Source organism: Klebsiella quasivariicola, from assembly GCF_002269255.1.
Taxonomy (GTDB): Bacteria; Pseudomonadota; Gammaproteobacteria; order Enterobacterales; family Enterobacteriaceae; genus Klebsiella; species Klebsiella quasivariicola.
Genome location: NZ_CP022823.1, coordinates 2622067 through 2635241 on the forward strand (window position 1 = coordinate 2622067; position 13175 = coordinate 2635241).

Consider the following 13175-nt stretch of genomic DNA (forward strand, 5'->3'; position numbering starts at 1 on the left):
ATGCGCCTGTGAGAGGCCCCTGTAGGCCGGATAAGGCGCAGCCGCCATCCGGCATAAAGGCTGGAACCGGGGCCGATAAATATGACCCGGAGTCGGCGCGAGCGCCTCATCCGGGCTACCGGTAAGGATGAATGATAAACGCCGTCAGCGCCGGGAGCGTACCACCTGGTAGCGGCGGGTAAAATACTCCACCGGCGCACTCCACACATGAACCAGACGGGTGAAGGGGAAGATCAGGAAGATGGTCATCCCCAGCACCAGGTGGACGCGATAGATCCACGCCACGCCGTCCAGATGCGCCGAGGCGCTGCCGTGGAAGGTGACCACCGCCTGCGCCCAGTCCACCAGCTTCAGCATCTCGCTGCCGTCCGGATGCCGGGCGGAGAAGGGAATAGTCGTCAGCCCCAGCGCACACTGAATCAGCAGAATGCACAGGATAAGAATATCCGCGGTCGTGGAGGTGGCGCGAATGCGCGGGTTGGTCAGGCGGCGCACCAGCAGGCCGAGTCCGCCGACCAGGGTCAGCACGCCACAGACGCCGCCGAGGATCATGGCCATCAGCTGCTTCTGCGACATCGGCAGGAACCACGAGTAGACCCAGTGCGGGGTCAGCATGCCAAAAAGATGGCCGAAGAAGATGCCGAGGATGCCGATATGGAATAAGTTCGACCATAGCACCATCCCGCGCTTATCCAGCATCTGGCTGGATGAGGCGCGCCAGGTATACTGCCCGTAATCATAGCGCAGCCAGCTGCCTACCAGAAAAACGGTGCCGCAGAGGTAAGGGTAGATATCGTAAAAGAAGACGTTCAGATACTGGATCATTTCGGGCCTCCGGCACGGATGTCAACGTACTGCGGCGCCACATCCTGACTAAAGCGTCGTTGATAAGCTTGCATCGGCGAGCTGTCGCAAGCGGTCGCATTATCTTCAATAAACTTCACCTGCTCTTCTTCCCACACGGCGTCCAGCGCCTGACGGGTATCGTCGCGCTTTTCGCCCGCCACCTGTTTAGTGACACTGTCACTGGTGAGCGGGCTTTTAGCCAACGCCAGCAGGGCGTCAAACAGCTGATAATACGGACAGGCTCGCTGCTTCAGGCGGCCGCCGATCAGCGCCAGAATCGGCGCGATATTCTGCAGCCCTTCGCGCGCCTCCGCGGGGGGTAAAATACTGAGGTACTCGAGATACAGCGGCAGATGATCGGGCAGCTCGCGACAATCGATCTGCAGACCCGCCTGCTGATACTGATTCATCAGGTCGACCATCGCCTGGCCGCGGTCGCGGGATTCGGCATGCACATGTTCAAACAACAGCAGCGAGGTGGCGCGCCCGCGCTCGAACACCTCGCACCACTCGGCCTGGCGATCCAACAGCGGAGCCGTCAGCAGCTCACTGACAAACGGCGTCAGGGAAGGGACATCGGCGCTGACCAGCGCCAGGGCGTCGTCGCGGTTCTCCCAAAGTAACTCGTCGGGGTACTCCAGCAACAAACCGATCACTTTCAGGATCCGCATCACTCGCCCTCCCCATGCTTACGCACGCCGCTGACGTCGATGGCGTCGATCCGCCGGCTGTTAAACAGGTTGAATTTCGTATCTGACCCGTGGCAGCCATCGCCGAAGGTAAAGCCGCAGCCGTTACGTTCCGGGAAGGCATCCTCCGCCAGTTCGCGATGGCTGGTGGGGATCACAAAGCGGTCTTCGTAGTTGGCGATCGCCAGATAGCGATACATCTCTTCGACCTGCTCAACGCTGAGGCCCACTTCTTCAATGGCGCGGGTATCGGTGACGCCTTCGACGGTTTGCGAACGTTTGTAGTGGCGCATCGCCATCATGCGTTTTAACGCGCGCAGGACCGGACCGGTATCGCCGGCGCTCAGCAGGTTCGCCAGGTATTGCACCGGTATACGCAGGCTCTCAACCGCTGGCAGGATGTTGCCGTTGCCCGGCAGGCCGCCGGCGTCGGCCACCGACTGGATCGGCGACAGGGGCGGCACGTACCAGACCATCGGCAGGGTGCGGTATTCCGGATGCAGCGGCAGGGCCAGCTTCCAGTCCATCGCCAGCTTATAGACCGGCGATTTCTGCGCGGCTTCAATCACGTTATGTGGAATACCCTGTTTTAACGCCTCTTCGATGACCGCCGGGTCGTTAGGGTTGAGGAACACCTCGCACTGGCGCTCATAGAGGTCGGTTTCATGTTCGGTACTGGCCGCTTCTTCGATGCGGTCGGCGTCATACAGCAGTACGCCAAGATAGCGGATGCGCCCGACGCAGGTTTCTGAACAGACCGTTGGCTGCCCGGACTCAATACGTGGATAGCAGAAAATGCATTTTTCCGACTTGCCGCTCTTCCAGTTAAAGTAGATTTTTTTGTACGGACAGCCGCTGATGCACATCCGCCAGCCGCGGCATTTATCCTGGTCGATCAGCACGATGCCGTCTTCTTCACGCTTGTAAATAGCGCCGCTCGGGCAGGTTGCGACACAGCTCGGATTGAGGCAGTGTTCGCACAGGCGCGGCAGATACATCATGAAGGTGTTTTCAAACTGGCCATACATCTCTTTCTGCATGGCTTCGAAGTTACGGTCTTTGGCGCGTTTTTCAAACTCGCCGCCGAGCAGTTCTTCCCAGTTTGGCCCCCATTTTATCTTATCCATACGCTCGCCGCTAATCAGCGAACGTGGGCGGGCGGTAGGCAAGTATTTGCCTTCCGGCGCGTTGTGCAGGTGCTGATAATCGTAGGTAAAGGGTTCGTAATAATCGTCAATCTGCGGCAGCACCGGGTTGGCGAAAATCTTCGACAACACGCTGACGCGGTTGCCCAGGCGCGGAGTGAGCTTGCCGCTGATACCGCGGATCCAGCCGCCTTGCCACTCGTCCTGATCTTCCCAGTTTTTGGGGTAGCCAATGCCCGGTTTGGTTTCCACGTTATTGAACCACGCGTACTCCATGCCTTCGCGGCTGCTCCAGACGTTTTTACAGGTGACGGAGCAGGTATGGCAGCCGATGCATTTATCCAGATTCAGCACCATTCCGACTTGTGAACGTATTTTCATTTCTTCGCCTCCTGTACCTGGTCGCGACCTTCGCCATCCAGCCAGTCAATATTTTTCATTTTGCGGATCATAATGAACTCGTCGCGGTTGGAGCCGACGGTGCCGTAGTAGTTAAAGCCGTAAGCCAGTTGGGCATAGCCGCCAATCATATGCGTGGGTTTTGGACAGACGCGGGTGACGGAGTTGTGGATACCGCCGCGACGACCGGTCACTTCCGAACCCGGAATATTCATAATGCGTTCCTGAGCGTGATACATCATGGTCATGCCCGGCGGCACGCGCTGGCTCACCACCGCACGCGCGGTGAGGGCGCCGTTGGCGTTGAAGGCTTCGATCCAGTCGTTATCTTCAATCCCCAGTTCTTTTGCGTCGGTTTCGCTTAGCCAGACGATGGGCCCGCCGCGCGACAACGTCAGCATCAGCAGGTTTTCGCTATAGGTCGAGTGGATACCCCATTTCTGATGCGGGGTCAGGAAGTTCAGCGCTTTTTCCGGGAAGCCGTTTGGCGGCACTTCCTTCATCTGGCTGACGCTTCGCGTATCGATCGGTGGGCGATAGGCCACCAGACTCTCGCCGAAGGCGCGCATCCAGGGATGATCCTGATAGAGCTGTTGCCGCCCGGAGAGGGTGCGCCAGGGGATCAGCTCATGCACGTTGGTATAACCGGCGTTGTAGGAGACATGCTCGCTTTCCAGCCCGGACCACGTTGGGCTGGAGATGATCTTGCGCGGCTGCGCCTGAATATCGCGAAAGCGGATCTTCTCATCCTCTTTATTCAGCGCCAGATGAGTGTGCTCGCGGCCGGTAAATTCTCCCAGCGCTTGCCAGGCTTTCACCGCCACCTGGCCATTGGTTTCCGGCGCCAGGCTCAAGATGACTTCACTGGCGTCGATGGCGCTGTCGATGCGCGGTCGGCCTTTGGCCGGACCATCCGGCTTGAGGTAGTTAAGCTTGCCGAGGAAATCGACTTCGCTCTGCGTATTCCATGTAATGCCTTTCCCGCCGTTGCCGAGCTTATCGAGCAGCGGGCCGAGAGAGGTGAAGCGGTCCCAGGTGGCGGGATAGTCGCGTTCAACCAGGGCAATTGACGGTGCGGTTTTGCCTGGAATGAGATCGCATTCGCCCTTGCGCCAGTCGAGGACATCGAACGGCTGTGACAGCTCCGCCGGAGAATCATGCTGCAGCGGTACCAGTACCACATCGGTCTCTTTATCAAGGTGGCCGACGCACACTTCAGAGAAACTTTTGGCGATGTCCTTGTAGATTTCCCAGTCGCTTTTCGCCTCCCAGGCCGGGTCGACGGCGGCGGAAAGGGGGTGGATAAACGGGTGCATGTCTGAGGTGTTCATATCGTCTTTTTCATACCAGGTGGCGGTCGGCAGGACGATATCGGAGAACAGGCAGGTACTGGACATGCGAAAATCGAGGGTCACCAGTAGATCAAGTTTGCCCTCTATCGCCGCGGTCTGCCACTCGACTTCCTCTGGCTTCACGTCAGCGGTGGAGCCAAACTCCTCGCCCTGAATACCGTTATCGGTACCGAGCAGGTACTTGAGCATGTACTCATGGCCCTTACCGGACGATCCCAGCAGGTTAGAACGCCAGATAAACAGGTTGCGCGGGTGGTTGTTGCCGCTATCCGGCTGCTCGGCGGCAAAGCGAATATCGCCTGCTTTTAACGACTGGACGGTGAAATCGGCCGGGGACAGCCCGGCAGCGTCGGCCTGCTGCCTGATGCTCAGTGGGTTAACATTAAGCTGCGGCGCGGAGGGCAGCCAGCCCATGCGTTCGGCGCGAACGTTGAAGTCGATCATATGGCCGCTGAATTTGCTGGTGTCGGCCAGCGGCGACAGCAGCTCCTGAGCGGTCAGTTTTTCATAGCGCCACTGGCTGGCATGGTTGTAGAAATAAGAGGTACTGTTCATCTGCCGCGGCGGACGAGTCCAGTCCAGCGCGAACGCCAGCGGCAGCCAGCCGGTCTGCGGGCGCAGTTTCTCCTGGCCGACATAGTGCGACCAGCCGCCGCCGCTCTGGCCAACGCAGCCGCAGAACACCAGCATGTTGATCATCCCGCGGTAGTTCATATCCATGTGGTACCAGTGGTTCACACCGGCGCCGAGGATAATCATCGAACGGCCATGGGTTTTATGCGCCGTATCGGCGAATTCGCGGGCGATTTGTTCGATATGTTGACGCGGTACGCCGGTGATCTGCTCGGCCCATGCCGGGGTATAGGCTTTGACATCCGCGAAGTCGCGCGCGGCATTGGCATCGTCAAGACCGCGATCCAGACCGTAGTTAGCCAGAATCAGGTCATAGACGCTGACCACCAGGCCGCGTTCACCGCTGGCCAGCGTCAGCTGTTTCGCCGGTAGCAGGTGAAGGGTCACCGGTGACTGCGCTACGCTGCGAAAATGCGGGTTTTCGTTGCCGCCAAAGTAAGGGAAGCCCACCGACACCACGCTGTCGCGAATATCCAGCAGCGACAGCTTTAGCTCGACATCGTTGCCGTCTGCCCGTTGTTCAAGATTCCATTTGCCTTTTTCGCCCCAGCGAAAGCCGATGGAGCCGTTCGGCGCCACCAGTTCGCCGTCAGCGTTAAAGGCGACGGTTTTCCATTCCGGGTTATTCCTTTCCCCGAGACCATCAAGCAGGTCGGAAGCACGCAGCATACGGCCCGGCGTATAGCTGCCGTCGTCGCGCGGCTCGAGCATCACCAGCATCGGCATGTCGGTGTAGGTCCGGCAGTAGTTAAGAAAGTAATCGCTCGGGTTATCGAGGTGGAAGGCTTTAAGGATCACGTGGCCCATGGCCATCGCCAGCGCGCTGTCGGTGCCTTGCTTCGGCGCCAGCCACTGGTCGCAGAGCTTGGCGACTTCCGAATAGTCCGGCGTGATGGCGATGGTTTTGGTGCCCTTGTAGCGTACTTCGGTAAAGAAGTGGGCGTCCGGGGTTCGGGTCTGCGGGACGTTGGAGCCCCAGGCAATAATGTAGCTGGAGTTGTACCAGTCGGCGGATTCCGGCACGTCGGTCTGTTCGCCCCAGGTCATCGGCGAGGCGGGGGGGAGATCGCAGTACCAGTCATAAAAGCTCAGGCAGGTGCCGCCGATCAACGATAAATAGCGGGTACCTGCGGCGTAAGAGACCATCGACATCGCCGGGATCGGCGAGAAGCCGGCGACGCGGTCCGGGCCGTAGTGTTTGATGGTCCAGACGTTGGCGGCGGCGATCAGTTGATTTAACTCTTTCCAGCTGGAGCGAACAAAGCCGCCTTTGCCGCGCACTGCTTTATAGCTGCGGGTTTTGGCCGGATCCTGCATGATGCTATCCCAGGCCAGCACCGGGTCGGGATGCTGTGCCAGGGCTGCGCGCCACAGCTCAATCAGCCGTTTACGCGCCAGCGGGTACTTCAGCCGGTTGGCGCTGTAGAGATACCAGGAGTAGCTGGCGCCGCGCGGGCAGCCGCGCGGTTCGTGATTGGGCAGATCTGGCCGGGTGCGCGGATAATCGGTCTGCTGGGTTTCCCAGGTCACCAGGCCGTTTTTGACGTAAATTTTCCAGCTGCAGGAGCCGGTGCAGTTCACACCGTGCGTGGAGCGGACAATTTTGTCGAACTGCCAGCGTTGCCGGTAGCTATCTTCCCAGTCACGGTTGTTGTTGTAGACCTGGCCGTGGCCGTTGGCAAAGGTGTCGCCTTTCTGCTTAAAGTAGCGAAAGCGATCCAGAAGTTTACTCATGACATTTCTCCTGCTCCGATGATGTCCGGCAACGTGCCACCCGGCCGGATGAGCGAACGAAGGCGTAGGCCGGATAAGGCGTAAGCCGCCATCCGGCAGATAAATCGTTATGGTTATGCGGGTTTACGGCGGCCGTAGACCAGCCAGGTCACCAGCACGCAAACCACATAGAAGACAAAAAAGACTTTCATCGCGCCAACCGGCGAGCCGGTCATTGCCAGCGAGGTGCCGAAGGCTTTTGGAATAAAGAAACCGCCGATGGCGCCGATCGCCGAGATAAAGCCCAGCGCGGCAGCGGTATCGGTCACCGCCTCGTGCTGCGCTTCTTCATCGCTGCCGCCGCGCTGCTTTACGCTGTCGATGGTGAGCTGGCGGAAGATGACGGCGATCATCTGGAAAGTGGAGCCGCTTCCCAGACCGGCGGTTAGAAAGAGCCCCATAAACACCACGTAGAAGGCGAGAAAGCTGCCGGATCCGCTGCCTGGCAGGGTCAGAAACAGCAGGCCGGTAAACAGCGCCATCAGGACGAAGTTGACCAGCGTCACCCGCACGCCGCCCAGACGGTCGGAGATGATCCCGCCGAACGACCGCGCCAGCGCGCCAATGAACGGCCCGAAAAAAGCGAGTTTGAGGATATCGACGGCGGGGAACTGGGTTTTCGCCAGCATGGCGAAGCCAGCGGAGAAGCCGATAAACGAGCCAAACGTCGCCAGATAGAGCAGGCTTAACAGCCACATATGCGGTCGCTTGAGTACGGGAAGCTGATCGCGAATCGAGGCCTTCGAACCGGCGATATCGTTCATGCCGAACCAGGCGGCGACGGTGGCGAGCAGCAGCAGCGGTACCCAGACGAGCGCCGCATTACTCAGGGTCATTGTCGAACCATCGGGCTGGGTGACGCCGTGCACGCCGAGGAAGGTGAAGAGCGGCAGGAAGATCACCGCCGGGGCGACCATCTGCATCACGCTAACGCCGAGATTGCCAAGGCCGCCATTGACCCCCAGCGCGCTGCCCTGTTTGGCTTTGGGAAAAAAGAAACTGATATTTCCCATGCTGGAAGCAAAATTCGCGCCGGCAAAACCGCACAGCAGCGCAATAATAATAAATACCCAGAACGGAGTAGTAATATTCTGGATCGCCACCCCTAACCAAATACAAGGCACCACCAGGATCACCGTACTTAATACGGTCCAGTAGCGCCCGCCAAAGAGGGGTACCATAAAGGAGTAGGGGACCCGTAATATCGCGCCGGAAAGTGAAGGCAGGGCGGTTAATAAAAACAGCTGGTCGGTGGTGAAATGAAAACCGACCTTATTGAGATTGACCGCCACGGCGCTGAATAACATCCACACGCAGAAAGCAAGCAGCAGGCAGGCCACTGATATCCATAGATTTCTTCGCGCGATGGCTTGACCTTTATTTTCCCAGAACGCCTTATTTTCAGGTCGCCAGTTTGTCAAAAGGTAATGATTATCTTTCTCATTCTGTACCGACATATTGCCCTCTATTTGCCTGGAAAGGAGTCAATAAATAAGGTCAACAGCTGATTGCAAGGGGATGGTGAATAACGTTTACACTGCGTTATCTATGAAGCGTAGATAAAAAAAACGTGCTCACAGAGAGCACGTGGTAAGCGTAGCGGAATTAATTGTTACTAAATGTAAGTCTTAGCTAAAATAACTCCAGCGTAATCATCTTATTTACGTATCGGCTAAACGCCGCCTCATCCAGGGCCTGTGCCTCCAGCGCATAAATCCCGTCGAGGCCGCACACCAGGGCGATAAAGCGCCAGGCGATATCCGCCGCAGGCTCCGCCGATCGAAATTCGCCGCTGGCGAGGCCCTGGTCGATGATGGCGACGGTCTCGGCATGCCACATATTCATCGTCAGCAGGTAGGCCGCTTTGATCTGCGGATCGCTGTCGGCCAGCACCTGGCCTTCGCGCCACAGGCGGATATAGGGTTCCAGCCGGCCATCCTCGCTGCCGATCATCGAGAACAACCGCTCGCGCCAGCTGGCGTCTTCGGGGACCAGCGGCATATCGAGCATCTCGCGGATCAGACGGATGAAGACCTGTGATTTCAGCTCGCCAATAGACGCGAAGTGGTGGTGTAGTTGCCCGGCGGCCACCTGCGCCTCGCGGGCGATCTGCCGCACGGTCATGGCGGCAAAGCCGCCGCTCAACGCCAGGCGCATGGCGGCCTGCATTATCCCTTCCCGTCGCGCATCTCGTTGTAAATAGTGCATAGAACCCCACTGTCATCTGGCTTTGGCCGAGTGTAACAAAAAGTTGGACATGCGTTCAACATTCCGGCAGGATCGCCATCCTGGACATGTGTCCAATTTTCAATATTGATTGAGGTACACGCTATGTCACGGCAATGGATGACGCTGATGGCGATTTTGCTGGTTTATATTCCGGTGGCGATTGACGCCACGGTGTTGCATGTGGCCGCGCCGACCCTCAGCGTGGCGCTGGGTAGCAGTGGCAATGAGCTGCTGTGGATCATTGATATCTACTCATTAGTGATGGCCGGCATGGTGCTGCCGATGGGCGCCCTCGGCGATAAGATCGGTTTTAAGCGCCTGCTACTGCTCGGCAGCGCCATTTTTGGCGTCGCGTCGCTGTGCGCTGCGCTGTCGCCGACGGCTCTGACGCTGATTGCTTCCCGTGCCCTGCTGGCGGTGGGGGCGGCGATGATCGTCCCGGCGACGCTGGCCGGGATCCGCAGCACTTTTGCCGAGGCCAGCCAGCGCAACATGGCGCTGGGGCTGTGGGCGGCGGTCGGCTCCGGCGGCGCGGCCTTTGGCCCGCTGGTGGGCGGGCTCCTGCTGGAGCATTTCTACTGGGGGTCGGTGTTCCTGATCAACGTACCGATCGTGCTGGTGGTCATTGCCATTAACGCGAAAGTGGTCCCGCGCCAGCCCGCGCGCCGCGAGCAGCCCCTGAACCTGCTGCAGGCGCTCGTTTTGATTGCCGCGATCCTGATGCTGGTGTTTAGCGCGAAATCGGCGCTGAAGGGCCAGCTGGCGCTGTGGCTCACCGCGCTGGTGGCGATCGGCGGGGCGGCGATGCTGAGCTGGTTTATCCGCAAGCAGCTGTCGGCGGCCCGTCCCATGGTGGATATGCGACTGTTTACCCATCGTATTATTTTAAGCGGGGTGATGATGGCGATGACGGCCCTGATTACCCTGGTGGGCTTTGAGCTACTGATGGCTCAGGAGCTGCAGTTCGTGCATCAGAAAACACCGTTCGAGGCGGGGATGTTTATGCTGCCGGTGATGGTGGCCAGCGGCTTCAGCGGACCGATTGCCGGACTGCTGGTCTCCCGGCTCGGGCTGCGCGAGGTGGCGACCGGCGGGATGTTGCTCAGCGCCTTCAGCTTTCTCGGCCTGGCGCTGACCGATTTCAGCACCCAGCAGTGGCTGGCCTGGGGGCTGATGACGCTGCTGGGCTTTAGCGTGGCCAGCGCGCTGCTGGCTTCCAGCGCCGCCATCATGGCGGCAGCGCCGAAGGAGAAAGCCGCCGCCGCCGGGGCGATTGAAACCATGGCCTATGAGCTGGGCGCCGGTCTTGGCATTGCGCTGTTCGGCCTGATCCTGACCCGTAGCTACAGCGCTTCTATTGTGCTGCCGTCTGGCCTGAGTGACGCCATGGCGCAGCAGGCGGCGTCATCGATTGGCGAGGCGGTGAGTCTCACCCAGGCGCTGCCCGCCGGGGTGTCGCAGGCGCTGATGGCAGCGGCAAAGACAGCATTTATTCAGGCTCACAGTCTGGTGCTGGCGACGGCGGGTGTATTGCTTCTGCTGCTGGCCGCCGGGATCTGGCGCAGCCTTGCCACTGTGGCGAAACCGCGGGCGGCGCTATAGCTGCAGCGACAGGTCCATTGCCGCGCGGCGCAGCGGGGCGAGGGCCTTCTCTTTTAACGCCGCGGCGCTGACCGTCGCGGCGGGCACCCCCACATTCAGCGCGGCCACCACCTGGCCATGACGTGACAGCACCGGTACCGCCAGCGAGCACAAGCCCACCTCGATCTGCCGATCGGCGAGGGCATAGCCCTGCATCCGCACCCGGGCGATCTCAGCACGTAATCCGGCCAAATCGCACAGGGTATGCGGTGTGTAGCGGATAAGCGCCGCACGTGACAATGTCACTTCGAGCTGTTCCTCCGGCAGCGCGCTCAGTAACACCCGCCCCATTGACGTGGCCCACGCCGGCAGGCGACTGCCGCGCCCCAGATCGATGCTCAGTAAATTATTGACCGCCGCGCGGGCGATATAGAGCACGTTATCCCCGTCGAGCGTGGCTGCCGAACAGGATTCGCCGAGCGCTTTGCCCAGACCATCCAGCGCCGTCTGCGCCACTTTCGCCAGCGGCGTGCCGGCCAGATAAGCGTGGCCGACCGCCAGCACCCGGGGCAGCAGCTCATAGTGGCGGCCATCGGGGCTGTGCACCATCCCCAGCGCGGCAAGGGTATACAAACAGCGGCGTACCGCCGCGCGGGAGATTTGCGTTTTCTGGCTGAGCTGGGAAATGGTTAGCCGCTGGCGTTGGGGGGTAAAGGCGTTCAGGACCGCCAGCCCGCGGGCCAGAGACAGCATAAAGTTGGGGTCGTGCTCGGCCTGCCTGGCGCTTAGCGTAGTGGGGATATTGTCGCTCATTGCATCCTTCTCCGTTGCAACGTAAGGCTCACGGGAGATCACTATACCGTGCGTGAAATGGGGCGCGCTGAATTGTGCCGGTTTTACCACCACGATCACATTATTAACTGCCTTTTAACAAACGTGCCGATAATCGCACAACATTTCGATTATCGCCGTTGACCATCCGCCAGGCTGAACCCTATTGTCAATGGCACAGACCTCCCCGTTATGGATGTGGGTACAAAAAGTTATATATCTCATCAGGAACAGAAAATGACTGTCACCGTAGAACAAATCGAGAGCTGGATTGTGGATGTCCCGACCATCCGGCCGCATAAATTGTCGATGACCACCATGGGCTGCCAGTCGCTGGTGATCGTGCGCCTTACCCGCTCCGATGGCATCTGCGGCATCGGCGAGGCCACCACCATCGGTGGGCTGAGCTATGGCGTTGAAAGTCCGGAGGCCATTTCGTCGGCGATCGCCCATTATCTGACGCCGCTGTTGAAAGGGCAGCCAGCCGATAACCTGAATGCGCTAACCGCCCGCATGAACAGCGCCATTAAAGGCAACACCTTTGCGAAGTCCGCCATCGAAACCGCGCTGCTCGACGCCCAGGGCAAAGCCTTAGGTCTGCCGGTGTCGGCGCTGCTCGGCGGCGCGCTGCACACGACGCTACCGGTACTGTGGACCTTAGCCAGCGGCGATACCGCGAAAGATATCGCCGAAGGGGAAAAACTGTTGGCCGAAGGCCGCCACCGGGCGTTCAAACTGAAGATCGGCGCGCGTGAACTCGCCACCGACCTGCGTCATACCCGCGCCATCGTGGAAGCGTTAGGCGACCGCGCCAGCATTCGCGTCGACGTCAACCAGGCCTGGGACGCCGCCACCGGCGCGAAAGGCTGTCGCGAGCTGGCGGCGATGGGTGTCGATCTCATCGAACAGCCGGTCAGCGCCCACGATAACGCCGCCCTGGTGCGCTTAAGCCAGCAAATCGAAACCGCGATCCTCGCGGATGAAGCCGTCGCGACTGCCTACGATGGTTATCAACTGGCGCAACAGGGCTTTACCGGCGCTTACGCGCTGAAAATCGCCAAGGCGGGCGGGCCGAACAGCGTGCTGGCGCTGGCCCGCGTCGCCCAGGCGGCGGGGATTGGCCTGTACGGCGGCACCATGCTGGAAGGGACCGTGGGGACCGTTGCTTCTCTGCACGCGTGGTCGACATTGCCGCTGCAGTGGGGTACCGAGATGTTCGGCCCGCTGTTGCTGAAGGACGATATCGTCAGCGTGCCGCTGACCTTTGCCGACGGTCAGGTGCTGTTACCGCAAATGCCGGGTCTTGGCGTCGAGCTGGATGAAGACAAACTGCGTTTTTATACCCGCCAGCCATAGCGGGGACAGGAGAAAAAAATGTTATTTAAAGTGGATATGACCGTCAATATTCCGCCTGGCTTTCCCGCCGCCGAGGCGGAGGAAATTAAACAACGCGAAAAAGCCTATTCGCAACAATTACAGCGGGAAGGCAAATGGCGACATATCTGGCGCGTCGCCGGCCTTTACGCCAATGTCAGTATTTTCGATGTTAAAGATGCCGAAGAGTTGCATCAAATATTAATGGGATTACCGCTCTATCCCTTTATGGCGATAAAAGTGGAAGCTCTGTGTCGTCATCCGTCATCAATTCGCGATGACGATCGCTAATAATAACAATATCTGACCTCACGCCGGTATTC

General features: G+C 59.4%; 10 protein-coding genes. 3 read left to right on the forward strand and 7 right to left on the reverse strand.

Annotated elements, in window-relative coordinates; genetic code table 11:
• Positions 1-144: 144 nt before the first annotated feature.
• The 6 genes from narI to B8P98_RS13125 form a co-directional block, all read right to left on the reverse strand.
• The gene (gene narI, locus B8P98_RS13100; RefSeq protein WP_025712690.1) at positions 145-825 is read right to left on the reverse strand and encodes a respiratory nitrate reductase subunit gamma; all 681 of its coding nucleotides are present in this window, start codon (positions 823-825) and stop codon (positions 145-147) included.
• Positions 822-1517: a nitrate reductase molybdenum cofactor assembly chaperone gene (gene narW / locus B8P98_RS13105; protein ID WP_080924099.1), complete on the reverse strand. Its 696-nt coding sequence runs from the start codon at positions 1515-1517 to the stop codon at positions 822-824. Before narW ends, narI begins: the two co-directional genes overlap by 4 nt.
• Positions 1517-3061, reverse strand: coding sequence for a nitrate reductase subunit beta (gene narH, locus B8P98_RS13110; protein ID WP_025712692.1), 1545 nt, complete (start codon positions 3059-3061; stop codon positions 1517-1519). The genes narW and narH overlap by 1 nt, the downstream gene beginning before the upstream one ends.
• A complete protein-coding gene (locus B8P98_RS13115; protein WP_095033112.1) occupies positions 3058-6798 on the reverse strand; it encodes a nitrate reductase subunit alpha in 3741 nt (1246 codons plus the stop codon). Before B8P98_RS13115 ends, narH begins: the two co-directional genes overlap by 4 nt.
• A gap of 113 nt (positions 6799-6911) precedes the next feature.
• Complete coding sequence (locus tag B8P98_RS13120; protein ID WP_025712694.1) at positions 6912-8294, reverse strand: NarK family nitrate/nitrite MFS transporter; 1383 nt, start codon at positions 8292-8294, stop codon at positions 6912-6914.
• 175 nt (positions 8295-8469) lie between these two features.
• On the reverse strand, positions 8470-9045 hold the full coding sequence (locus B8P98_RS13125; protein ID WP_025712695.1) for a TetR family transcriptional regulator: 576 nt from the start codon (positions 9043-9045) through the stop codon (positions 8470-8472).
• Between the two features lie 123 nt (positions 9046-9168).
• Between B8P98_RS13125 and kmrA the strand changes: the two genes are divergently transcribed.
• Positions 9169-10668, forward strand: a complete 1500-nt coding sequence (gene kmrA / locus B8P98_RS13130) for an efflux MFS transporter KmrA (RefSeq protein ID WP_095033113.1) — start codon at positions 9169-9171, stop codon at positions 10666-10668.
• Here kmrA and B8P98_RS13135 read toward each other — a convergent pair.
• Positions 10663-11553, reverse strand: coding sequence for an IclR family transcriptional regulator domain-containing protein (locus B8P98_RS13135; protein WP_167382696.1), 891 nt, complete (start codon positions 11551-11553; stop codon positions 10663-10665). The genes kmrA and B8P98_RS13135 overlap by 6 nt on opposite strands.
• Positions 11554-11670: 117 nt before the next feature.
• On the opposite strand from B8P98_RS13135, the gene B8P98_RS13140 reads away from it, so the two are divergent.
• Together B8P98_RS13140 and catC are read left to right on the forward strand one after the other, a co-directional pair.
• Complete coding sequence (locus B8P98_RS13140; protein ID WP_167382664.1) at positions 11671-12834, forward strand: muconate cycloisomerase family protein; 1164 nt, start codon at positions 11671-11673, stop codon at positions 12832-12834.
• Between the two features lie 18 nt (positions 12835-12852).
• The gene (catC, locus tag B8P98_RS13145) at positions 12853-13143 is read left to right on the forward strand and encodes a muconolactone Delta-isomerase (protein WP_009307770.1); all 291 of its coding nucleotides are present in this window, start codon (positions 12853-12855) and stop codon (positions 13141-13143) included.
• The last annotated feature ends 32 nt before the right edge of the window (positions 13144-13175 follow it).

What these genes read in the sequence shown, in the direction of transcription:
- narI (WP_025712690.1), bottom strand. Translation starts at nt 825, where the DNA reads ATGATCCAGTATCTGAACGTCTTCTTTTACGATATCTACCCTTACCTC.
- narW (WP_080924099.1), bottom strand. Translation starts at nt 1,517, where the DNA reads ATGCGGATCCTGAAAGTGATCGGTTTGTTGCTGGAGTACCCCGACGAG.
- narH (WP_025712692.1), bottom strand. Translation starts at nt 3,061, where the DNA reads ATGAAAATACGTTCACAAGTCGGAATGGTGCTGAATCTGGATAAATGC.
- B8P98_RS13115 (WP_095033112.1), bottom strand. Translation starts at nt 6,798, where the DNA reads ATGAGTAAACTTCTGGATCGCTTTCGCTACTTTAAGCAGAAAGGCGAC.
- B8P98_RS13120 (WP_025712694.1), bottom strand. Translation starts at nt 8,294, where the DNA reads ATGTCGGTACAGAATGAGAAAGATAATCATTACCTTTTGACAAACTGG.
- B8P98_RS13125 (WP_025712695.1), bottom strand. Translation starts at nt 9,045, where the DNA reads ATGCACTATTTACAACGAGATGCGCGACGGGAAGGGATAATGCAGGCC.
- kmrA (WP_095033113.1), top strand. Translation starts at nt 9,169, where the DNA reads ATGTCACGGCAATGGATGACGCTGATGGCGATTTTGCTGGTTTATATT.
- B8P98_RS13140 (WP_167382664.1), top strand. Translation starts at nt 11,671, where the DNA reads ATGGATGTGGGTACAAAAAGTTATATATCTCATCAGGAACAGAAAATG.
- catC (WP_009307770.1), top strand. Translation starts at nt 12,853, where the DNA reads ATGTTATTTAAAGTGGATATGACCGTCAATATTCCGCCTGGCTTTCCC.